Here is a 23316-nt window from a genome sequence, read left to right as displayed (position 1 = left end):
AGGGGAAATGTAACGTTATGACATCAACACGTCAGGAAGTCGTCCGCGACTATGTGTATTTATTACTCGGTTCCGTCTTTGTCGCTAGTGCCTTCAGTTTATTTTTGGCACCGAACCAGTTGGCCTCCGGAGGCGTCAGCGGTCTGTCGATCGTCTTAAACGATCTGTTCGGAATTTCACCGGGCTTGTTTCAGCTGATTGCCAATATCGTTTTGCTGGCGATCGGCTGGATGATTCTCGGGATGGGCTTCGGCGTCAAATCGCTCGTCGGCTCAATCTTTTTACCGGTCGTCATCCTGGTTTATGAACGGTTCGAGGTGCCGGCAGCGACGATGAATCCGATGCTTGCTGCGATTTTCGGCGGAGCCGGCGTCGGGATTGGTCTCGGTTTGATTTTTAAAGCCCGTGCCTCGACCGGCGGGATGGATCTGATTGCCCAGATTCTGCATCGCTTCACGAAAATCCCGCTCCATTTCTGTATCGCCTTGCTCGACGGGACGATCGTCATCAGTGCCGCCATCATCTTTTCGCTTGAGATTGGGTTGTATGCCCTCGTCGCCTTGTTCATTACGATCAAGATGATTGATGTCGTGCAACTTGGTATCACGAACGATAAGCTGGCCTACATCATCTCCGATCAACGGGAAGCGCTCGTCAAAGAGATTTTCCAGACGCTCGACCGGGGAGCGACAGAAATTGAAGCCGCCGGTGCGTTTACCCGGACGCGCAAACCGATGCTGATGGTCGTCGTCCGTCAGGGGGAAATCACGACGCTTAAAGAAATCGTCAAACATATCGATCCGAACGCTTTTCTGGTCGTCAGCGAGGCCCACGAAGTGCTCGGGCTCGGTTTCTCGGACGACAAACGTTACCGGAATGTGCCGTAAACGTTTGGAAAGAGTGAAATTTTTGTGAAATCACGCTTAGAAAGTACTGATAACGGTTATACTCTAGTAGATAACGATGTCGTTTTGTACTTAACTAAGGGGGAATAAGAATGAAATTGAAAAACCTTTTACTCGCAGCCGGACTCGGTGCGACACTTGTACTCGGTGCATGTGGCAGTGATGATTCGAGTTCATCGGATACATCGAAGGACGAATCGACGATGAGCGATGATTCGTCAAAAACAAATACAGCCGTCGACGCTGAAAAAATCTTCGCCAACAACTGTGCTTCGTGTCACGGGAATAATCTCGAGGGAAATGTCGGACCGAACTTGACGAAAGTCGGAGCGAAATATTCTTCGGAAGAAATTCAAAAAATCATCAAAAACGGTAAAGGGCAAATGCCAGCCGGTATCCTGAAAGACGACAAAGAAATCGTCGCCGTTGCGGATTGGTTAGCTGACAAAAAATAATTATGTGATAGTATGGGGCTAGAGATGACGAACATGACAAATGTTCGCTGTCCGGCTCCCTTTTTTTATGTAAATCAGCCGGAAATGACATTTGATTGTAATGTGCTTAAAAATTGTTGCCTGTTATAATGGGGGTCGGTAGGCGTTAAGACCTATCTGATCAGCATCAGTAATCAAGTAAGGATGTGAAGCAAGTGATCAAGATGCAACAAGTCAGCAAAATTTATCCGAACGGTGTCACGGCACTTCGTGAAGTCAATTTGACGATCAACCAAGGCGAATTCGTCTATATCGTTGGTCCATCCGGAGCCGGGAAATCGACATTCATGAAAATGATGTATCGCGAAGAACGTCCGACAAGCGGTTCGTTTTTATTTAAAGGAATTGAAGTAGGTAAGTTGAAAAACCGCCAAATCCCCGAACTTCGTCGCCAAATCGGCGTCATCTTCCAAGACTTTAAACTACTCCCGTCCTTGACGGTTTATGAAAACGTCGCGTTCGCCCTTGAAGTTGTCGGTGAAGACAAATCTCAGATCCGCAAGAAAGTACTTGAAGTACTCGATCTCGTGAAGTTGAAGCACAAGGAACGGAACTATCCTGATGAATTATCCGGTGGAGAACAGCAACGGATCTCGATTGCGAGAGCCATTGTCAATCGTCCGTCACTTGTCATCGCCGATGAGCCGACAGGAAACCTTGACCCGGATACAGCATGGGAGATCATGGAAGTATTTGAAGAGATTTATCGCCGTGGGACAACGGTCGTAATGGCGACCCACAACCGAGATATCGTCAATAAGATGCGTCATCGCGTCCTCGCAATTGACGGTGGAAAAATCGTCCGAGACGAAGAGAAAGGAATGTACGGCTATGAAGTTTAATGGATTCCGTCATTTACGGGAAGGGGCAAAAGGTCTCGTCCGAAACGGCTGGATGACATTCGCTTCCGTCAGTGCCGTTACCGTGACCTTATTACTCGTCGGGATTTTTGCGATGGTCATGTTCAACGTCAACAAGATTTCCGATAACGTCGAAAAAGACGTCGAAATTCAAGTGTTCGTCGAACGAGAGTCCGATCAGGCAAAAATCGATGCAGTTGGAAAAAAACTAGAACAGATGCCGGGTGTTGAATCTGTTCGTTACAGCTCAAAAGAAGAAGAACTGGACCGCTTCAAGGAACAGCTTGGCGAAGGATCACAGGCCTACCAGTCGGTTGAGAAGGATAATCCGCTCCACGACCGGTATATCGTCAAGGCAACTTCACCAAATGAGACAGAAACTATTGCAAATACCGTCAAAAAAATGGAAAATATAGATAGTGTTGAATATGGCGAAGATTATGTTGAGAAGATGTTCAACTTCCTTGAAGGGGTTCGGATCGGCGGAATCATCCTGATTGTCGGTTTGACATTCATGGCGATGTTCCTCATTTCGAATACGATCAAGGTCACGATTTTCTCACGTCGCCGTGAGATTGAAATCATGCGACTCGTTGGTGCAAAAAACGGCTTCATCCGTGCACCGTTCTTCATCGAAGGACTGCTGATGGGGGTACTCGGGGCACTGATTCCGATTGCTGTCGTCTACTTCGGATACGAAGTGACGTACAATGCATTGCAACCACAACTCGTATCATTGAATGCCTCAATTTTCACCTTGATTCCACCGGGTGAACTGTCGATTCAAGTGTCTGTCATTCTGCTCGCACTCGGTGCCTTCATCGGTGTCTGGGGATCAACGACGTCACTTGGCCGTTTCTTGAAGATTTAAATTCTGAAAATCAAATAAAAGATAGAGGAGAGATGCTTCTCATGAAGGTCCGATTCTGTTCTACCGTCCTAAGCTTGGCATTAATTGGTTCAAGTGTATCCGTTCAGGCAACGTCCAAGGAAGATTTGTTGAAGGAACAACAGGAGGTCGAGTCCCGTCTGCAAGAGACGGAACAATCGCAGAATCAGACATCGGAGAAGTTAGTCTTGACGAAACAGGAGCGCAAGGAAGCAAAAGCGCGCCTGGATGAAGTCAACAGCCGTCTGGAAGATTTAGCGAGTAAAATTGCGGATCAACAGGCGGCTGTTTCTGTTGCCAAAGAAGAACTGGCGATCGTCACCCGGGCCGTCAGTCAAACGGAATCGAAACTCCGGACACAGGAAAAATTGATCGGGGACCGGTTGCGGTCCGTCCAACGGGATGGGGATGTCAAATACATCGAAGTATTGCTCGATGCCAAGGATTTCGGAGATTTGATTTCGCGTTTCAGTACTGTCAGCGAAATCATCAAGCAGGACGACGGTGTCCTGCAGACGTACCAGGCGAACGTCAAACAGTTAACCGAACAACGGTCCGAGCAGGAACTCGTACTCGGACAATTAAAAAAAGAGCAGCGGAAGCTGTTGATTTTGCAGACCCGGATCATCGCGGAATCAGAAGTCAAACGGACGTTGGTCGTCCGGTTGAACAGTCAGGTCGAACAGTTGCAACAGGAACAGTTCACGAAAGCGGAAGAAGCGGCGATCCTTGAAGACCAGCAACGTCTGATCAGCCGTCAGTTGGAAGAGTTGCGTGCGGCCGAACTACGGGCGCAACAGGAAGCAAAAGAACGTGCCGAAGCGGCGCAAAGAGCAGCCGCTGCCCGGGAAGCGGAGGCGGCTGCAGAAGCCGAGCGGCAGGCAGAGCAGAAAGCAAAAGCAGAAAAAGAACAGCAAGAACAAAATCAACCAGCGTCCCGTCCACCGACGGCTTCGGAACCGGTGACGGAAACACCTTCTGCCCAACCGGAGACATCGGAACCGGGCGCAATCGTAAAGCCTTTCCTGTTGCCTGTCACAGGTTATGTCTCGTCCCCGTTCGGTCCCCGCAACAACCCGTTGACCGGGAAGTCGGAACGGCATACCGGACTGGATCTCGTTAATGCCAAAGGAACCCCGATTAAAGCAGCGGCCGGCGGGATTGTCCTCCGGGCCGGCAGTGCGACCGGCTATGGAAATGTCGTCATGATTACACACCTGATTGACGGGAAAGTCTGGACGACGGTTTACGGTCATCTCGATTCGGTTTCGGTCAAGGCGGGACAAACGGTCATGCCGGGGGATATCGTCGGCAAACTCGGTTCAACCGGCTGGTCGACAGGGCCGCATCTCCACTTTGAGATCCATCGCGGTGAGTGGGCCGTCGGACAACCAAATGCGGTTGATCCGGCACCGTACATCTTATAACTTCAACGAGCGACTGACGAAAAGATAGGGTAACCTATCTTTTTTTGCTATACTGAAAAAAATAGCAGGTTTACACCAGAAACGAGGAATTACGCGTGAAAAAATCGACAACGGCCGTCATAGCGGTCAGTACGTTTGGTTTGGGTCTTGGAGCAGGGGCTGTCGGGATGTTAGCGGCAGGTGGAACGGATTCAGTGGCGACGAGTTCTTCGTCTAACGCAACGGGAGATTGGAAAAAAATTGATCAGGTCAGACAGATGATTTCCCAAAATTATCTCGAGGACGTGACGGATCAGGAGTTGCTCGAAGGGGCACTGACGGGAATGACGGAAGTCCTCGACGATCCGTATTCCGTCTACATGGACGAATCGGAAACGGCATCGTTCAACACGAATTTGTCGTCTTCATTCGAAGGCATCGGTGCGACCCTCGAACAAAAAGGCGAATCGATTGTCATCGTCTCACCAATCAAGGGATCGCCCGCTGAAAAAGCCGGTATCAAACCGGGGGATATTATTTTAGAAATTGACGGTAAATCAACAAAAGGACAGAAAACGGATCAAGCGGTCAAGAAAATCCGCGGCGAAAAAGGGACGAAAGTCGTCTTGATGATTCAACGCGGCGGACAGGATCCGATGAAGATTTCAATCGTCCGCGATACGATTCCGATTGAAACCGTCTATTCGAAGACGGAAAAAGTCAACGGCAAGACGATTGGTGTCCTGCAGGTGACACAATTCTCGGATCCGACGGCAAAAGAGTTCGAGAAACAACTCGCAGCCCTCGAGGAGAAAAACATTGATGGTCTTGTCATCGATGTCCGGGGAAATCCGGGCGGCTTGCTGACAGCTGTTTCACAAATGATTGCGCCGTTCATCCCGAAAGACACACCGATTTTCCAGGTGGAAGACAACAAAGGGGAGCGGACGCAGGAATTCGGGAAAGCGGAAGAGAAGAAACCTTATAAGCTCGTTGTCCTCGAAGACAGCGGATCGGCCTCGGCTTCGGAAATTCTGGCCGCCGGGTTAAAAGAAGGCGCCGGTGCCGAAGTAGTCGGGACGAAATCGTTCGGAAAAGGAATCGTCCAAAGCGCTTATGATTTAAAAGACGGCAGTGATTTAAAGCTGACGACGAATAAATGGCTGACACCGGACGGCAACTGGATTCATAAAAAAGGCGTCAAGCCGACGGTCGAAGTCAAACAGCCGGATTACTTTAACGTCACGAAGATTTTGACGGATAATAAGACGCTTGCAAGCGGCGATTACGGCAAGCCTGTCGAAAACGCACACCTGGTTCTTGAAGCGATCGGTTTTGATCCGAAAGGACAGGACGGTTACTTCGGCGATACGATGAAACAGGCGGTCGAGCGTCTCCAAAAAGACGCGAAGCTTGAGGTGACCGGAAAAATCAATCAGGTGACCGCTTCCGAGATGGAAACACGTCTCCTGAAGAAACTGGAAGACGAAAAAAATGATGTCCAGCGTATCAAGGCGTTGGAAGTCGCTGCACAATAACTTACAGAAAGAGGTCTGAATGGGCGTGGAATTACTCGATGGAATCGGTTGGACAGTGATTAGTCTCTTCGCTAGTCCAATCTTGTGGTTAGCAGTTCTAGTCAGTTTTTTACTCAGTATGCGACGTGTCAAACGTGAACGGAATCTGTTCCGGTCACGCACGCGTAGCAAACGGACCGATCTCTTCGAAACGCTTATTCCGGGCTTCGTGGTTGGTCTTGTCTTATCCGTCATCAGTGTGAGTTTAACGTTGACGGTCTCAACAGAGTTTCTGATCGCCTTCATGGTGTTGACGTTCCTGATTATGTTGACCGGTGTCATCCGCTTCAATTTACCGCTCGGACCGCTCGTCCTGCTTGCCGGCGTCACCTGGTTCATGACGGGTGACCGGGTTGACAGTCTCCGGGATGTCACGGTCAGTGACTGGCTGTTGCTTGCGGCCTTGTCCTTGGGAGCTGAACTGGTACTGTTGATCTGGCGGGGGAAAAAGAATTTATCACCTTCCTTGGTCTTATCGAAGCGGGGACGTTACATCGGCGGACTTTCGTCGAATAAACTGTGGCTGATTCCGCTCGTCGTCTTTGTACCGGGCAGCAGTTTGGAAACGCTCATTCCACAATGGTCGTTTCCGGAGTTCGTTCCGATTGTCCTGTTTTTGCCGATCGGATTCAGTTTCCTCTTTACGGGACAGTTGCCGGACCAGTTAATCCGTCCGCTGATCCAGGGACGACTGCTGACGTTCGTCTTGTCCGTCGTGCTTGCGGCAGGTGCCTTCCTGACCGGACAGGCTGTCTGGTTATACGGGTTACCGGTCCTGCTCATGATTCACCTGATTTTGCATCAGCGGATTAAACGACTCAACCGCTCGCAGACACCGCTGTTCCTCAACGGAAAACGCGGGGTCGTCATTCTCGGAACGTTACCGGAGAAGCCGGCTTCTGAGATGGGACTCGTCCCGGGCGAAGCGATTTATAAAGTCAATGGAGAGTTCGTCGAGTCGGAGAAGTCGTTTTACGAAGCGATTCAAAAACACAAACCGTATCTTCGCCTGGAAGTCATGAATCACAACGGGGATGTTCGGTTCGCACAGCGGGCTTTTTATGAACAGGATCATCATGATCTCGGGATTTTGTTCGTCAGTGAACCCGGAAACAAACGGACGAAAATCCGGACCCTGCAGTGACTTGAGTTTAAAATTCAGCGTAAAAACAGTTCAGCCTGCGGGCTGGACTTTTTCTTTTCGTGAAAAACGGGTAACTTTTAAATAAAGCACTTCAAAATCGAATGTTTGTTCGCAAAGTGGTACAATAGAAATAGATTTTGTGAACTGGATGAGGGGGAAGAATACGATGGATTTTGAGTTAGTATCACCATTTGAACCGGGTGGCGATCAGCCGGAAGCGATTAAAAAATTGATTGCAGGCGTCAAGAACGGTGAACGCCATCAGACGTTGCTCGGCGCGACAGGGACAGGGAAAACCTTTACCGTCTCGAACGTCATCAAAGAGATTAAGAAGCCGACGCTGGTCTTGGCACACAATAAGACGCTTGCTGGTCAGCTGTATTCGGAGTTCAAAGAGTTCTTCCCAAATAACGCGGTCGAATATTTCGTCAGCTTTTATGATTATTACCAACCGGAAGCCTATGTACCGTCGACAGATACGTTCATCGAAAAAGACTCATCAATCAACGATGAGATTGACAAGCTGCGTCACTCAGCGACAGCTTCCCTGTTCGAACGGGAAGACGTCCTGATTGTCGCGTCGGTGTCGTGTATCTATGGTCTCGGTAATCCGGAAGAGTACAACAACCACGTGCTGTCGCTCCGTGTCGGAAACGAGATGGGACGAAACGAGATGTTGCGTCGTCTGATCGACATTCAATATGAACGAAATGATATCGATTTCCAGCGCGGGCGGTTCCGTGTTCGGGGGGATGTCGTTGAAATCTTCCCGGCGTCCCGCGATGAACAGTGTGTCCGGATCGAATTTTTCGGAGATGAGATTGAACGAATCCGTGATATGGACCCATTGACAGGGGAAATCATTGCCGACCGGGAACACATATCGATTTTCCCGGCATCCCACTTCGTGACGGGGGATACCCGTCTGCAAAAAGCGATTACGAACATTGAGGCTGAGCTCGAAACGCAACTCGCGAAGATGCGGGAAGACGGTATGCTGCTCGAAGCCCAGCGGCTCGAACAGCGGACGAATTATGACCTTGAGATGATGCGCGAGATGGGTTACTGCTCGGGGATCGAAAACTATTCCCGTCACTTGAACTTAATGCCCCCGGGCTCGACACCGTACACGTTGATCGATTACTTCCCGAAAGACTTTTTACTGGTCGCCGATGAGTCGCACGTGACGTTGCCGCAAATCCGCGGGATGTACAACGGGGACCAGGCCCGGAAACAAGTCCTCGTCGACCACGGCTTCCGTCTGCCGTCAGCGAAGGACAACCGGCCGCTCCGGTTCGAGGAATTTGAGGAAAAGGTCAGCCAAGCGATTTATATCTCGGCGACACCCGGTCCTTACGAAATCGAACATACAAAAGAGATGGTCGAACAAATCATCCGTCCGACCGGACTCGTTGATCCGACGATCGAGATTCATCCGATTACCGGTCAAATCGACTACTTGATGGATAACATCCGCGAACGTGTCGCGAAAAATGAACGAGTGCTCGTGACGACATTGACGAAAAAAATGTCGGAGGATTTGACGGATTATCTGAAGGAGCATGGCGTTAAGGTCAACTACATGCACTCGGAAATCAAGACGCTTGAGCGGATTGAAATCATCCGCGATTTACGGCTCGGGAAATACGATGTCCTCGTCGGGATCAACCTGTTGCGGGAAGGACTGGATATTCCGGAAGTCTCACTCGTGACGATACTTGATGCCGACAAGGAAGGATTCCTGCGTTCGGAACGGTCACTGATTCAGACGATCGGTCGGGCAGCCCGAAACTCGGAAGGGCACGTCATTCTGTTTGCCGATAAGATGACCGACTCGATGCAGCGAGCGATTGATGAAACGGAACGGCGGCGCAACATTCAGCTCGCCTTTAATAAAGAACACGGTATCACGCCGAAAACGATTCAAAAGGATGTCCGTGGTGTCATCAGTACGACGATCGAGAGCGACGATACAGTCGAAAAACTCGAAAAGTTCAACAAACTGAAAAAACCGGAACGCGAAACGTTGCTCGAGCAGCTCGACCAAGAGATGCGTCAAGCGGCGAAAGACATGCAGTTTGAACGGGCAGCAGAATTGCGTGACCTTATCTTAGAATTGAAAGCAGGTGCCTAAGTTGGCAGAAAAAAAGAACAAAATCATCATCAAGGGCGCTCGCGTCAATAACTTACAAAACATCGATGTCGAAATTCCGCGCGATCAGCTCGTCGTTCTGACGGGCTTATCGGGATCGGGGAAATCATCGCTCGCGTTCGACACGATTTATGCGGAAGGGCAACGACGGTATGTCGAAAGTCTGTCCGCTTACGCCCGTCAGTTTTTAGGTCAGATGGACAAACCGGATGTCGATGCGATTGAAGGACTCAGTCCGGCCATTTCAATTGACCAAAAGACAACGAGTAAAAACCCGCGTTCGACGGTCGGGACGGTCACGGAAATCTATGACTATCTCCGTCTGCTCTATGCCCGGATCGGAAAACCGATCTGTCCGAATCACGGGATTGAAATTTCGAGCCAGACGATCAGTCAGATGGTTGACCAAGTGATGGAACTGCCGGAACGCAGCCGTCTGCAAATTCTCGCGCCGATCATTTCCGGACGAAAAGGTGCTCATGTCAAAGTCTTCGAAGATTTGAAAAAAGAAGGTTTCGTCCGCGTCCGTGTCGATGGAGAAACGATTGATTTGACGGATGACATCGAACTCGAGAAAAATAAAAAACATTCGATTGAAGTCGTCGTCGACCGGGTCGTTGTTCGTCCGGACGTGGAAGCCCGCCTCGCGGATTCGCTTGAGACGGCACTTCGTCTTGCGGACGGCCGCGTCATCGTCGATACGATGGACGGGAACGAACTGTTGTTCAGCGAACACCATGCCTGCCCGATCTGCGGCTTCTCGATCGGTGAACTTGAACCACGGATGTTTTCGTTTAACTCGCCGTTCGGAGCTTGTACATCGTGTGACGGACTCGGGACGAAACTCGAAGTCGACGTTGATCTCGTTGTACCGCATCCGGATAAATCGTTGAACGAAGGGGCGATCATCGCCTGGGAACCAACCAGTTCACAATATTATCCGCAGTTGCTTGCGGCTGTCTGCAGCCACTTCAACATCGACATGGATACACCGTTCGAACAGCTGTCGGACGAACACCGCGATATTCTGTTGAACGGTAGCACGAAGGAAGAAATCCAGTTCCGTTATGAAAATGACTTTGGGATGGTCCGCAATACGTCATTGTTCTTTGAAGGTGTCCTGAACAATTTACAACGACGCTTCAAAGAGACATCGTCCGACTACATCCGGGAACAGATGGAAGGGTACATGGCGAAAAAAGCCTGTCCGACATGTAAAGGACACCGCTTAAAACGCGAATCCCTCGCCGTCAAAGTGTCAGGAATCCATATCGGTGAAGTGACGAAGATGTCCGTCAAACAGGCCGTCGTCTTTTTTGAAGAGTTGCCAGACAAATTATCCGAGAAGGATCAGACGATTTCCCGGATGATTGTCCGCGAAATTCATGAACGGTCGTCGTTCCTCGAGAACGTCGGACTCGATTATCTGACGATCTCGCGGGCTGCCGGTACATTGTCCGGCGGAGAAGCACAACGGATTCGTCTCGCGACGCAAATCGGGTCACGGCTGACCGGTGTTTTGTACGTCCTTGATGAACCGTCAATCGGACTCCACCAGCGTGATAACGACCGGCTGATCAATACCCTCAAGACGATGCGCGATCTCGGAAACACGTTGATTGTCGTCGAACATGATGAGGATACAATGATGGCAGCGGACTACCTGATTGATATCGGACCGGGAGCCGGTGACCACGGCGGATTCGTCACGGCAGCGGGACGTCCGGAAGAACTGATGCAGGATCCGAATTCTTTGACGGGACAATACTTGTCCGGCAAGAAATTCATTCCCGTCCCGTCTGAACGGAAACAACCGGACGGTCGGGCGTTACGGATTCACAAAGCGTCGGAAAACAATTTGAAAAACGTCGATGTCGACATTCCGCTTGGTTTGTTCGTCGCCGTGACCGGGGTATCCGGTTCCGGGAAATCGACATTGATCAATGAGATTCTCTACAAGACGATTGCCCATGAGATGAACCGGGCGAAGGAAAAACCGGGGGCCCATAAAGGGATTTCAGGACTCGACCAAATCGATAAAGTCATCGATATCGATCAGTCGCCGATCGGTCGGACACCACGTTCGAACCCGGCGACGTATACCGGCGTCTTTGACGATATCCGCGACGTCTTTGCCTCGACGAACGAAGCAAAACTTCGCGGGTATAAAAAAGGCCGCTTCAGCTTCAACATCAAAGGCGGACGCTGTGAAGCCTGCCGCGGCGACGGCATCATCAAGATTGAGATGCACTTCCTGCCGGATGTGTATGTGCCGTGTGAAATCTGTCACGGCAAACGCTACAACCGCGAAACGCTGGAAGTAAAATATAAAGGCAAGACGATTGCCGATGTGCTCGAGATGACAGTTGAAGATGCGTTGGAATTCTTTGAAAAGATTCCGAAAATCAGTCGGAAACTGCAGACGATTGCCGACGTTGGTCTGACCTACATGCGTCTCGGACAACCGGCGACGGAACTGTCCGGCGGAGAAGCACAACGGGTCAAGCTGGCATCCGAGCTGCATAAACGTTCGACCGGGAAAACAATTTATATTCTCGATGAGCCGACGACCGGGTTACACGTCCACGATATCGCCCGATTGCTGAAAGTCTTGCAACGACTCGTCGACAACGGAGACACGGTGCTCGTCATCGAACACAACCTGGATGTCATCAAAACAGCTGACTATTTGATTGATCTCGGACCAGAGGGCGGAGACGGCGGCGGGAAGATTGTCGCGACCGGAACACCGGAAGAAATCGCAGCGGTCAAGGAATCCTATACCGGTCATTACCTGGCTCCTGTTCTCGAACGAGACACGGCCCGAATCAAATCATGAAACTTTTTTGATTCAGGAATCGTAAAAAGGGAAGTAAGGAAAGTAGAACGAAGTAAATAAGCAAGTCCCATCGATTAACGTGTACCAGATCAGAGGAGGGAACTATTGATGAAGCAGGATATGCGCCAACTGATACTTGAACAAGTGAAAGAAGGAAAGCTGACGATTGACGAAGCACTCGATAAACTCGAACGCCTTGAAGCCATCGATCAGAAACCGTCGTCTTCAAGTGAGCATAAATACGTGGACGAACCGGAACAATACGACCGGGTCGACCATTATACGGTCGACTCCTTGACATCAAAAGTCATGTCAGCTTTTGACGGCCTCGTCAACCGGATCAAAGAAAGTGACTTGTCACTCAATCAAACGTCCGGACCGAACGTCACGTACGTCAAACAATTCCCGTTCAGCGGTGAGACGATTCATTTGGATTTATTTAATGCCAATGCCATCGTCGAACCGGGTGACTTGGAAGAGTGTGAGTTGACCGTTACCGGTCGCCCGCTCCGTCAAGTGAACGAAGAACAAGCGCTGGAGCAACTGCAGGCAGCACTTCAGCACTCTGTTTCTGCGAACACGTTATCGATTCGTCTGAAGGATAAACGCGTTCGCGCGACGGTTCACTTGAAGATTCCGCGCCGTCACTATGAATCACTCGTCTTGCAGACGTTAAACGGTGAAGTCACGTTATCGTCGCTTGATGCGACGTCAGTGCAACTGATGACAGCGAACGGACGAATTCATGTCCGTGACCTGTTCAGTGAAGAAGTGAAGACGTCAACCGCCAACGGTTCGATCGAAATCGAAGAATCGGAAATCAAGTCGTTAAGAGCGAAAACGGCCAACGGTCAAGTCATTGCGACCGGCGTGTTTGAGCGGTCTGATCTGAAGACGGCGAACGGTAACGTCCGGTGTGAACTGAAGACAGTCCAGGATGCGAAGATCCAAGCGTCGTCGCTTGCCGGAAGCATCGCCTTGATGTTGCCGCACGGTGCAGAAGTCTACGGTGAACTGGAAACGAACTTCGGCGGTCTGAACTGTAACCTCGACGAAATGGAATTGATCCGCGATCAAAAAGAAGTCGTCAACCGGAAACTCCACTTCCTGTCAGGTCGTGGTCGGACTCCGAAGATTGAAGTCGCCGCTGATACGAAGACGGGCACGATTTCCGTCACGCACGGTGTTCACTTAAGTCCGCAAGCTTTATAATCCGAGTCCTGTCCCTTGATTCATAAGGGGCAGGATTTTTTTGCCAAAAAAAAGACGACCCGCTATCAGAAGATAGGGAGTCGCCGGATGAAATGCCGGTACGAATTAATAATTGTAGTCTTGATCCATCATCGGATCGTCAAAATTCATGTTTTCGAAGTTATTCATGTCATATCCAAACGATAAAAGTGTGACGACACCGACAATGGCAAGAACGATCGAGAGAATGATCAAGCCGATTCCCATCCAGCTCTTGCGGCGTGAGCGGTTCCAATAGAAAATGATAGCTAAAATGTACGAGATAAACGAACCGCTGATGAAGATTCCGATAATCGAGATAATGAAGAATAATAATGCCGTTTGGTCCTGATTGCGCGAATAGGCTTTCCACATATCGATCAAGGCGATGATCAGGTAAACAAAGCCGACGATGGCGAGAATTGCGAATAAAATCATGATGATAATAATGCCGATTCCGCTGCCTGTTGATTCCATCATAATAAAACCTCCTTTTTTTCCTATCTGTACTCCATTCCCAAGATTGTCCACTTCTAATCGAAATCCTTGATTTTGAGAAAAATATGGTACAATACTTCAAGTGAAAGGGGCTGATTGAGCGTGCAACCAAAAGTGCGAACAGCTGAAATCGTAAAGCAATTCAATTTAAAAATCGTTACCGGAGAAGAAGGACTGCATCGTCCGATTTTGACGGCTGATCTTTGTCGACCGGGTCTTGTCCTCGCCGGCTATTATGCCTATTACCCGGCAGAACGTCTGCAGATTCTCGGGAAAACGGAATTGACGTTTTTCAACAACCTGACGTATGAGGAACAGCTCGAGCGGGCAAACGTTCTCTGTACGGATGAGACACCGGGAATTTTGATTACACGTGGTTTTGATGTACCGGAAGCAATCGTCAAGGCGGCGGACGAAACGAACGTCCCTCTTTTGACGACGAAGGGACATACGACATCGGTCGAATCACAAATTACGAACTTCCTCGAAGCGGAGCTCGCACCGACAACGGCAATGCACGGCGTGCTCGTCGATATCTACGGCGTCGGTGTTTTCATCAAAGGGGCAAGCGGCGTCGGGAAATCCGAGACAGCTCTTGAACTCGTCAAACGGGGACACCGTTTAGTCGCCGATGATTCGGTCGAGATTCGTCAGACCGGCGACGGCATCCTTGTCGGGACCGCTCCGAAATTGATTCAGCATCTGCTTGAGATTCGCGGAATCGGTATCATCGATGTGATGACGTTATTCGGTGCCGGTGCCGTTCGTTCGCACAAGAAAATCAGCCTCGTCTGTAATTTGGAAATCTGGGATCAGGCGAAAGTCTACGACCGCGTAGGACTGGACCAGGAAACCTTACAAATCATCGATACGGAAATCCCGTTCTTGACGATTCCGGTTCGTCCCGGACGAAACCTGGCTGTCATCATCGAGGTGGCTGCCATGAACTATCGTCTAAAAAACATGGGCATCAATACAGCAGAAGAATTTGCAGGGCGTCTCGCGCAAGCGATTGAAGATGGGAACGGTGGTCTTTGATGGGAACATTAGCGAGTGTCCAACCGACGTTTGACCGGGTGGCGATCGAAATCGGGCCGATTCCGATCTATTGGTACGGGATCGTCATCGCGCTTGGCGCGGTCGTCGGTCTGATGATTGCAATCTTTGAATCCAAACGGATCGGCTTTAACGAAGAATATGCCGTCGATGTCGTCATCTGGTCGATTCCGATCAGTATCATCTGTGCCCGGATTTACTACGTGGCGTTCGAATGGGATTATTATGGTCAGAATCTCGATCAAATCATCAACATCCGCCAGGGCGGCATTGCAATTCATGGTGCCATCATCGGTGCGATTTTGACCGTCCTGATTTATACGCTCAAGAAAAACATCTCGTTTTGGCAAATTGCCGATATTTTGGCACCGTCGCTCTTGTTTGGACAAGCGGTCGGACGCTGGGGCAACTTCTTTAACCAGGAAGCCCACGGTGGCGAGACGACATGGACCTTCCTGCAGGATACGTTGCACTTACCGGACTGGATCGTCAATCAGATGTATATTGACGGGGTCTATTACATTCCGACGTTCTTATATGAAAGTATCTGGAATATCATCGGTGTCATCCTGTTGATTGTCTGGCGGATGAAGTTTAATCCGCGACGCGGTTATGTCTTCCTCGGTTACCTGATCTGGTACTCGATCGGACGTTTTTACATCGAAGGCTTACGGACGGACAGTTTAATGATGGGCGGCGGTCTTCGGACGGCGCAAATCGTCTCGATCTGTCTGATCATCTTCGGCGTCATCATGCTGTTTATCCGAAAAAATGCTGTCCGTTATTTGGACGGAACAAAACGGGAGGCGAAATGAACCGATGATTCAAACGATTCTCTTTGATCTCGACGGGACGTTGATTGATACGAATCCCCTCATTTTAAAAAGTTTTGCTCATACGCTCGATTATTATTATCCGGACCGGACCTTTACGGAAGCAGAACTGCTTCCGTTCATCGGACCGACGCTTGAAAAGTCATTCTCGGAATTAAATGCGGACCAATGGAAAGAGATGGTCGCGTTTTACCGGAGTTACAACATCGCGATGCATGATGCACTTGTTCTTGAGTATCCGGGTGTGCTCGACGGATTACGCCGCTTAAAGGAACAAGGCTACAAGATGGCAATCGTCACTTCAAAAAGCCGGCGCGTGGCGTTAAAAGGAATCGAACTGTTTGGACTTTCGCATCTGTTTGACGCGGTCATTGCGGCAGACGACGTGACGGAAGAAAAACCGGCCGTCGAACCGTTTGAGAAGGCGATGGCCTTGCTCGGTTCAACACGGGAAGAAACAATCATGGTCGGTGACAACGATACGGACATCCACGGCGGGAAAAATGCCGGTCTGAAAACCGTTGCCGTCGGCTGGGCAATCAAAGGACGTCCGTATCTCGAAGCGCTCGAACCGGATTTGATCATTGATTCGATGGAACAGTTGGGTGACTGGATCGAGGCCGAAAATGCCACGGCGGACTGACCGGTATCACGTCGGAGCGACAAATCCGCTCTGGCACATGTATCGGACGGTATCGTTCTTTAAAGTCATGTGGTGTTTCATCATCATTACGATTGGCCGGTTCTCGCCGTCGCTCCGCTTCAAGAACAGTCTCTACCGGACGTGTTTGCGGATGAAGATCGGCGACCGGACGGCACTGGCGTTGATGGTCATGCCGGATACGATGTTCCCGGAACGGATTACGATCGGCTCCAATACGGTCATCGGCTTCAATACGACGATTCTCTGCCACGAATATTTGACGACGGAATACCGGATCGGCAACGTGACGATCGGAAATGACGTGTTGATTGGCGCAAACGTGACGATTTTACCCGGCGTGACGATTGGGGACGGTGCGATGGTCGGAGCCGGTTCCGTCGTCCATCGGGATATTCTGCCCGGGGAACGCGTGTCGAGTCAGCCGCTCCGCCGGCACGAAATGTGACGAAAATGTGAGAGGAAGGAGAGGACAAGATGAGTCATATCCGCTTTACGTATAAAACAGGAAAGTATTTCGGAAGATTATTTGCCGAACGTCCGCAAGGGTTGGTCGTCGAGGTACTGGCCGTCGAGAAACACCCGATTCAAGGTGATCTGCACAATCCGAATCAGGTCGACGTGCCCCTCTTCCATGTCCGTACTGCCTTACACCCGCACGAAAAAGTAACGGTTGCTCCCGGTGTCGTTTATGCCTATGAAGGTGAGATTCCGAGCTACGCCGAAAGCTTACGCCAAGCGTTCGACAAAGAAGTCGAACGGTTGAATGGACAAAACCCGCAAGCGGATGCTTTCGTACAAAAATGCTTAGAGAATTACAAGGAACTGGAATCGATTTATGCGAAACGTTGGGGATAAACCCCGGCGTTTTTTTCTGTTGCAACGGTTTCCGAGATAGGTTATTCTTGTCTCTGCAACTACGAAACCAGATTTAGATCTATGGGGGCTTGAATCATGATGGAATTAACTGAATACAAAGCAGACCCCTTTGCGATTACAACGCGCCAAGCGGAACTTTTTTATTTCCGCGGACGGAAGGCGCACCGGGAAGGGCGACTGGAAGAGGCGGTTTATCACCTTGATGAAGCAACGACGCTTCAGCCGAGTGATGTCCGTTATCTTTTACGTTACGCTCGTGTTTTGTTCGAGACAGGCGAAATCAATCATGCCAATGATGTCTTGAAACAAGTGCGGACGCTCGACCAGTCAAATACGGAATCCTTGTTTTATTTAGCGAATAACTACGCGCATGTCTCTTTATATGAAGAGGCGAAAAATTACGCGCTTGAATATTTATCCAGTGCACCAAACGGGAAACACGCAGAGGCATCGGCCGCGCTCGTGGAATTAATCGATCTCGAACAAGAGATGGAAGATGACGATGAGGATGAATTGATTCGTTTACATGCTCAGGCACAACGTCAAATCGACAAAGGGATGCTCTTTGCGGCGCAGGAAACACTCGAATCCCTGATCGTCCAGTATCCGACCTTCTGGCCGGCATACAACAATCTTGCCATCGTCGAGTTTTACCTTGGTGAAAACGACCGGGCGTTTGCTTCACTGGAACAGGTCCTCGATGGAAATCCGGGAAACCTGCATGCTCTCTGTAACACGCTTGTGCTGTTGCACGAGATGGGACAGGATGAAGAAGCGCATCGTTTATCGAACAAGCTCGAGCATGTCCGCTCTGTGAATCTTGAAACACGCTACAAGGTCGCTTCGACGCTTGCGATCATCGGTCGTCACGATTTGGCTTACGAAGAACTGAAGTTACTGGAACGACGCGGCTACCGTGGAGATCCGCTGTTCGGACACTGGCTGTCGATCTCAGCTTTCAAAACGGGACACGTCGAAGAAGCAGCTGCGTTCCTTCAATCAGAAGAAGCGCAAAGTATGCGGGAAGAACAGGAAGCTTACGACATCCGTCATAATCTCCAGTTCCGCTCGGCTTTGATTCAAGCCTTGAAGACGGAAGATGATGTCTCACGGATTTTTACAGCGTTGTTACTCGGCAAGCTGAATGATGAAGAAGCGAAACTCGCGTTATCGATGATGCCGGAAGTAACGGATCATCCGGACGTCCTCTTGCTGACGGAACAAATCATTCATGAGATGAACGGGGAGCACGACGTCGTCGATGCCCGGATTCACCGTGCCTTGATGACGATCCGCCTTGCGGAACGATTTGTCTCGGATGAAGAACGGATGAGCCTTGAAGGTGATTTTTACGAACGGTTTGCGCGACTCGTCTTGAGTGGTGAGACGTTTGATTCGGTCGAACAGTCGGCTGCGGCTCTGATTTATTTATTCCACGATGTCCGCGACGGTATGTTGATTGAAGACTGTGCGGCACTCGTCCACGTTTCCTTTGAGGATACGGCAACGGCGATCCGTGCCTATCAACGACTTTTAAACCCGGCCCGTGCAAAGTGTTAGACGTTTGTACGATTCTCACCTATACTCAAGTTACAACGAAAATACAGATGGGGTGGAATCATGACAGAAACTGAACAGAAAATTTATGACGTCATCATTATTGGTGCCGGTCCTGCCGGAATGACAGCAGCACTTTACGCATCACGTGCGAACCTTTCAACACTGATGATCGAACGCGGTATTCCGGGCGGACAGATGGCCAATACGGAAGATATCGAAAACTATCCCGGTTATGACAGTATCTTAGGACCGGATCTTTCGCAAAAAATGTTCGACCACTCAAAAGCGTTCGGCGCAGAATATGCTTACGGCGATGTCCGCAGCATCGAAGACGGTCCGGCATTCAAGACCGTCCATGCTCACAACAAGGATTACCATGCCCGGGCGATCATCATCGCTTCAGGAGCACAGTATAAGAAAATCGGTGTTCCGGGTGAGGAAGAACTCGGCGGACGCGGTGTATCTTACTGTGCAGTCTGTGACGGCGCGTTCTTTAAAGAAAAAGAACTGTTCGTCATCGGTGGCGGTGACTCTGCCGTCGAAGAAGGTGTCTACCTGACGCGCTTCGCGAAAAAAGTCACGATCGTTCACCGTCGTGAAGAATTACGTGCTCAAAAAATTCTTCAAAAACGGGCATTCGACAATCCGAAAATCGATTTCATCTGGAACCATACGGTCAAACAGATCAACGAAGATAACGGAAAAGTCGGCGGCATTGAACTGATCAATACGAAAACGGCGGAAACAACGACGTATCCAATCGATGGCGTATTCATCTACATCGGGATGAACCCGATCACAGGATATGTGCAAGATCTTGGTATTCTGAACGACCAAGGCTATGTCGTGACAAATGAAGCAATGGAAACGAATATCAAAGGCATTTTTGCAGCCGGCGACGTCCGTGAAAAAACACTTCGTCAAGTCGTCACAGCGACAAACGACGGTTCGATTGCCGCGCAAAACGCGCAACACTACATCGAAGCCTTGCTTGAAGAATTACAGGAATCATCACAAGTCTAATTCAAGATCCAGCTTGGTTGGGAGGCTCTTCCATCAAGCTGGCTCTTTTTTTATGTTATACTGACATGAGAGTAAAAAATACACACGGAACTGTTGTCTGGAGGGCGAAGAGATGGAACAGAATCAACCGCAACTGGTCATCATTACAGGAATGAGCGGCGCCGGTAAAACGGTCGCCATGAACAGCTTTGAAGACTTGGGCTATTTTTGTGTCGACAATTTACCGCCTACTTTACTGCCGCAATTGATTGAAGTCATTGGACAGGTACGTCCGAAAATCGCCGTCGCCATTGATACACGGGCTCGTGATTTCATTGACAGTTTCTTTGTCGTCTATGAAGATTTGAAAAAAACGAATCTGCAAATCCGGATGCTGTATCTCGATGCCCGTAATGATGTACTCGTCCGCCGGTACAAAGAATCCCGCCGCTCGCATCCGCTTGCACCGACTGCGTCTCCGCTGATCGGTATCGAACGGGAACGGACACTGCTCGAAGGGTTCCGCGATAAAGCCCAGTTGCTGATGGATACGAGTGATATCAAACCGCTTGCCTTAAAAGAACGGATTTTAAAAGAGTTTACAGAAGGGGAGCGGATTCCGTTCACCGTCAACGTCATGTCGTTCGGATTTAAGCACGGCCTGCCGCTCGACGCTGATCTCGTGTTTGACTTACGTTTCTTACCGAACCCGTTTTATATTCCGGAACTCCGACCGAAGACCGGTCTCGATCTGGAAGTCTCGTCGTACGTCATGCAGTGGCCGGAAGCGAAGCTGTTTTATAAAAAGCTCGTCGACATGCTCGAATTCCTGATTCCCCAGTATGAACGGGAAGGAAAATCGCAGCTCGTCGTGGCACTCGGCTGTACCGGCGGCAAACACCGGTCGATTACGTTTGCCGAAGCGATCAGTAAAGAGTTTAAGAACCAATACCATATCGTGACGAATCACCGGGATTATGTCCACGCGAAGGAGGAGAAGTGATGAAATGGGAACGAAAAGTCGTCGCTATCGGCGGAGGAACGGGCCTATCGACTCTCTTGCGCGGGCTAAAACACTATCCGCTTGATATCACGGCCATCGTCACCGTCGCCGACGACGGGGGCAGTTCCGGCCGTCTGCGGACAGAGTTTAACATGTTACCGCCGGGCGATATCCGGAACGTCATCGTTTCGCTCTCAAAATCGGAGACGCTGATGGACCGGATCATGCAGTACCGCTTTGAGACGGGAGAAGGGCTGCACGGGCACTCACTCGGTAATTTGATGCTGACGGCAGCGACGCAGCTCTGTAACGGCTCCTTCGTCGAAGCGATCGGTGTCATGGGACAACTCTTGAATGCCGAAGGGAAAGTCTATCCGGCGACGGAACGGACGATTACGTTATGCGCCGAGTTTGAAGACGGAACGATCGTCAAAGGGGAATCCCTGATTCCGAAAGTCGGCAAAGTCATCGAGCGGATTTTCCTCGAGGAAGATGATGTCCGTCCGGTTCCGGAAGCGATTCAGGCGATTCTTGATGCTGATGTCATCGTCCTCGGTCCCGGCAGTCTCTATACGAGTGTCATTCCGAACGTCCTGATTGAGGAAATCCGGGACGCCATCAGTCAATCGCTTGCGCCGGTCGTCTATATTTGTAACGTCATGACGCAGCCGGGTGAGACGACAGCCTTTACGGCAAACGATCACCTGAATGTCCTGGAAAAGTTCCTCGGCAAAGGGGTCATCGATACGATCATCGTCAACAACGAATCGATTGATGTCAGTTACCTGCGGAAGTATCAAAAAGATCATGCCGACATCGTGACCTACGATGAATCGAGTTTTGAAGAAGCTGGAATTGAAGTACTCGCGGACGATATTGTGGATTATAACCACCACTTCATCCGTCATGACTCAGACGCCGTGGCAAGCCTGGTCATGCGGAAAGTCCTATCCATCCGACGTGTGCGTCAATTCGAAGGGAAGGAGGAATTGACGTGAGTTTTGCATCAGAAGTCAAAAAAGAATTAACGCAAATCGCCATCACCGATCACGAAATGAAGGCGGAACTCGCCGCTTTGGCCCGGATGAACGGAGCCATCTCATTCGGACTCGGACGTGGTCTGACACTGGATATCTCGACGGAAAACGCATCGATTGCCCGCCGTATTTATTCCTTGCTCAAACGGGCGTATGCCGTCCATCTGGATTTACTGGTCCGGAAAAAAATGCGCTTGAAGAAAAATAATGTCTACATCGTCCGCGTTAAACAACAAGCGGATAAGATTTTACAGGACCTCGGGATTTTAGGGGAAGGATTTACGATGATCCGTTCAATCAGCGATTCGATTCTCAAGGATGAACGCCGTGCCCGGGCGTACCTGCGCGGCGCCTTTTTAGCCGGCGGATCGTTAAACAATCCGGCGACGTCTTCGTACCATCTGGAAATCTTCAGTCTGTACGAAGAACATAATGCCGCCTTGCGCAGCCTGACAAATCAGTTTGATTTGAATGCAAAAGCCATCGAACGGAAAAAAGGACATATTCTCTACATCAAGGAAAGTGAGAAGATTTCTGATTTTCTGAAGCTCGTCGGAGCGACGTATTCGATGTTACGGTTTGAGGATGTCCGGATTTTAAAAGATATGCGGAATTCAGTCAACCGGCTCGTCAACTGTGAGACGGCAAACCTCAACAAGACGGTTGGGGCGGCACTGCGCCAGGTCGAGAATATCAAGTTTCTGGAACGGACGGTCGGACTCGACGTTTTGCCGGATAAATTAAAAGAAATCGCCATCTTGCGGGTCACACATCAAGACGTGACATTACAGGAGCTCGGTGAGATGGTCGAGAGCGGTTCCATCTCGAAATCCGGGATCAATCATCGATTGCGCAAGATTGATCAAATCGCGGATAAAATCCGAAACGGGGAGTCGATGACCGGGGCTCTTTAGGGAGTAACTTGCGAGATGAACCATAGTCTACTATAATATATAGTCGATGCAACTAAATGTTCGAATTAAGGAGTTTTTGAAATGGCTAATGAGAAAAAACGTATTTCGCTGACAGTTGATGCGAAGTTTGATGAAGTGCTTACGAAAAAAGCGAAAACGATCGGTGTACCAAAAAGTACGCTCGTCGCCTTTGCGACATCGTTGTTCCTGAAGCAATTGCAGGCGGAAGAAGAACTTTCACCACATGCGAACGGAATCTACACATTGATTCGCGAAAACCATGATATCGTGTCTGATATCACAGATTTGATCGACTAAAAAATAGGACCTCTGTCCGCGTCTGTTCTGAGAAGAGTGACGCAAAGGACAGTGGTCTT

22 protein-coding genes are annotated in these 23316 nt (G+C 49.9%); 21 read left to right on the top strand and 1 reads right to left on the bottom strand.

The window, feature by feature from the left end; all coding sequences use genetic code 11:
- Nucleotides 1-17: 17 nt before the first annotated feature.
- The 10 genes from EXIG_RS12345 to EXIG_RS12300 all read left to right on the top strand — a co-directional run bounded on the left by EXIG_RS12345 (nucleotide 18) and on the right by EXIG_RS12300 (nucleotide 13478).
- A complete protein-coding gene (locus tag EXIG_RS12345) occupies nucleotides 18-887 on the top strand; it encodes a YitT family protein (protein ID WP_012371289.1) in 870 nt (289 codons plus the stop codon).
- Nucleotides 888-997: 110 nt separating this feature from the next.
- Complete coding sequence (gene cccB, locus EXIG_RS12340) at nucleotides 998-1360, top strand: cytochrome c551 (protein WP_012371288.1); 363 nt, start codon at nucleotides 998-1000, stop codon at nucleotides 1358-1360.
- Nucleotides 1361-1554: 194 nt separating this feature from the next.
- Entirely contained in the window at nucleotides 1555-2241 is a 687-nt protein-coding gene (gene ftsE / locus EXIG_RS12335) for a cell division ATP-binding protein FtsE (protein ID WP_012371287.1), read from the top strand.
- The gene (ftsX, locus tag EXIG_RS12330; RefSeq protein ID WP_012371286.1) at nucleotides 2231-3130 is read left to right on the top strand and encodes a permease-like cell division protein FtsX; all 900 of its coding nucleotides are present in this window, start codon (nucleotides 2231-2233) and stop codon (nucleotides 3128-3130) included. Before ftsE ends, ftsX begins: the two co-directional genes overlap by 11 nt.
- A gap of 41 nt (nucleotides 3131-3171) precedes the next feature.
- The gene (locus EXIG_RS12325) at nucleotides 3172-4575 is read left to right on the top strand and encodes a M23 family metallopeptidase (protein ID WP_012371285.1); all 1404 of its coding nucleotides are present in this window, start codon (nucleotides 3172-3174) and stop codon (nucleotides 4573-4575) included.
- 95 nt (nucleotides 4576-4670) lie between these two features.
- Nucleotides 4671-6092 carry a S41 family peptidase gene (locus tag EXIG_RS12320; protein ID WP_012371284.1) on the top strand — a complete coding sequence of 474 codons (1422 nt, stop codon included), beginning with the start codon at nucleotides 4671-4673 and terminating at the stop codon, nucleotides 6090-6092.
- A 19-nt stretch (nucleotides 6093-6111) separates the two neighbouring features.
- Nucleotides 6112-7275 (top strand): PDZ domain-containing protein, encoded by a 1164-nt coding sequence (locus EXIG_RS12315; RefSeq protein WP_012371283.1) that lies wholly within the window; start codon nucleotides 6112-6114, stop codon nucleotides 7273-7275.
- Between the two features lie 166 nt (nucleotides 7276-7441).
- On the top strand, nucleotides 7442-9409 hold the full coding sequence (gene uvrB, locus EXIG_RS12310) for an excinuclease ABC subunit UvrB (RefSeq protein WP_012371282.1): 1968 nt from the start codon (nucleotides 7442-7444) through the stop codon (nucleotides 9407-9409).
- A gap of 1 nt (nucleotide 9410) precedes the next feature.
- Complete coding sequence (uvrA, locus tag EXIG_RS12305) at nucleotides 9411-12266, top strand: excinuclease ABC subunit UvrA (RefSeq protein ID WP_012371281.1); 2856 nt, start codon at nucleotides 9411-9413, stop codon at nucleotides 12264-12266.
- A gap of 108 nt (nucleotides 12267-12374) precedes the next feature.
- Entirely contained in the window at nucleotides 12375-13478 is a 1104-nt protein-coding gene (locus EXIG_RS12300) for a DUF4097 family beta strand repeat-containing protein (RefSeq protein ID WP_012371280.1), read from the top strand.
- A gap of 105 nt (nucleotides 13479-13583) precedes the next feature.
- Here the strand turns inward: EXIG_RS12300 and EXIG_RS12295 are convergent, their stop codons facing one another.
- Nucleotides 13584-13976, bottom strand: a complete 393-nt coding sequence (locus EXIG_RS12295) for a hypothetical protein (protein ID WP_012371279.1) — start codon at nucleotides 13974-13976, stop codon at nucleotides 13584-13586.
- Nucleotides 13977-14096: 120 nt separating this feature from the next.
- On the opposite strand from EXIG_RS12295, the gene hprK reads away from it, so the two are divergent.
- The 11 genes from hprK (at nucleotide 14097) to EXIG_RS12240 (ending at nucleotide 23257) form a co-directional block, all read left to right on the top strand.
- Nucleotides 14097-15032, top strand: a complete 936-nt coding sequence (hprK, locus tag EXIG_RS12290; RefSeq protein WP_012371278.1) for an HPr(Ser) kinase/phosphatase — start codon at nucleotides 14097-14099, stop codon at nucleotides 15030-15032.
- Nucleotides 15032-15865 carry a prolipoprotein diacylglyceryl transferase gene (lgt, locus tag EXIG_RS12285; protein WP_012371277.1) on the top strand — a complete coding sequence of 278 codons (834 nt, stop codon included), beginning with the start codon at nucleotides 15032-15034 and terminating at the stop codon, nucleotides 15863-15865. Before hprK ends, lgt begins: the two co-directional genes overlap by 1 nt.
- Before the next feature lie 4 nt (nucleotides 15866-15869).
- On the top strand, nucleotides 15870-16526 hold the full coding sequence (ppaX, locus tag EXIG_RS12280; RefSeq protein WP_012371276.1) for a pyrophosphatase PpaX: 657 nt from the start codon (nucleotides 15870-15872) through the stop codon (nucleotides 16524-16526).
- Nucleotides 16510-16992, top strand: coding sequence for an acyltransferase (locus EXIG_RS12275; protein WP_012371275.1), 483 nt, complete (start codon nucleotides 16510-16512; stop codon nucleotides 16990-16992). The genes ppaX and EXIG_RS12275 overlap by 17 nt, the downstream gene beginning before the upstream one ends.
- 29 nt (nucleotides 16993-17021) lie before the next feature.
- On the top strand, nucleotides 17022-17402 hold the full coding sequence (gene kapB, locus EXIG_RS12270) for a sporulation phosphorelay system protein KapB (RefSeq protein WP_012371274.1): 381 nt from the start codon (nucleotides 17022-17024) through the stop codon (nucleotides 17400-17402).
- 96 nt (nucleotides 17403-17498) lie between these two features.
- Nucleotides 17499-18983, top strand: a complete 1485-nt coding sequence (locus tag EXIG_RS12265) for a tetratricopeptide repeat protein (protein WP_012371273.1) — start codon at nucleotides 17499-17501, stop codon at nucleotides 18981-18983.
- A 60-nt stretch (nucleotides 18984-19043) separates the two neighbouring features.
- Nucleotides 19044-20006, top strand: a complete 963-nt coding sequence (gene trxB, locus EXIG_RS12260; RefSeq protein WP_012371272.1) for a thioredoxin-disulfide reductase — start codon at nucleotides 19044-19046, stop codon at nucleotides 20004-20006.
- Between the two features lie 112 nt (nucleotides 20007-20118).
- Entirely contained in the window at nucleotides 20119-20988 is an 870-nt protein-coding gene (rapZ, locus tag EXIG_RS12255; protein WP_012371271.1) for an RNase adapter RapZ, read from the top strand.
- The gene (mgfK, locus tag EXIG_RS12250) at nucleotides 20988-21986 is read left to right on the top strand and encodes a gluconeogenesis morphogenetic factor MgfK (RefSeq protein ID WP_012371270.1); all 999 of its coding nucleotides are present in this window, start codon (nucleotides 20988-20990) and stop codon (nucleotides 21984-21986) included. The genes rapZ and mgfK overlap by 1 nt, the downstream gene beginning before the upstream one ends.
- Nucleotides 21983-22939 (top strand): DNA-binding protein WhiA, encoded by a 957-nt coding sequence (gene whiA / locus EXIG_RS12245; RefSeq protein WP_012371269.1) that lies wholly within the window; start codon nucleotides 21983-21985, stop codon nucleotides 22937-22939. Before mgfK ends, whiA begins: the two co-directional genes overlap by 4 nt.
- Before the next feature lie 81 nt (nucleotides 22940-23020).
- Nucleotides 23021-23257, top strand: coding sequence for a hypothetical protein (locus EXIG_RS12240; protein ID WP_012371268.1), 237 nt, complete (start codon nucleotides 23021-23023; stop codon nucleotides 23255-23257).
- The last annotated feature ends 59 nt before the right edge of the window (nucleotides 23258-23316 follow it).

This window comes from Exiguobacterium artemiae 255-15, assembly GCF_000019905.1.
GTDB classification, from domain to species: Bacteria; Bacillota; Bacilli; order Exiguobacteriales; family Exiguobacteriaceae; genus Exiguobacterium_A; species Exiguobacterium_A artemiae.
The sequence above is the reverse complement of the archived record's forward strand: the minus strand, read 5'-3'. Positions and strand labels throughout refer to the sequence as shown.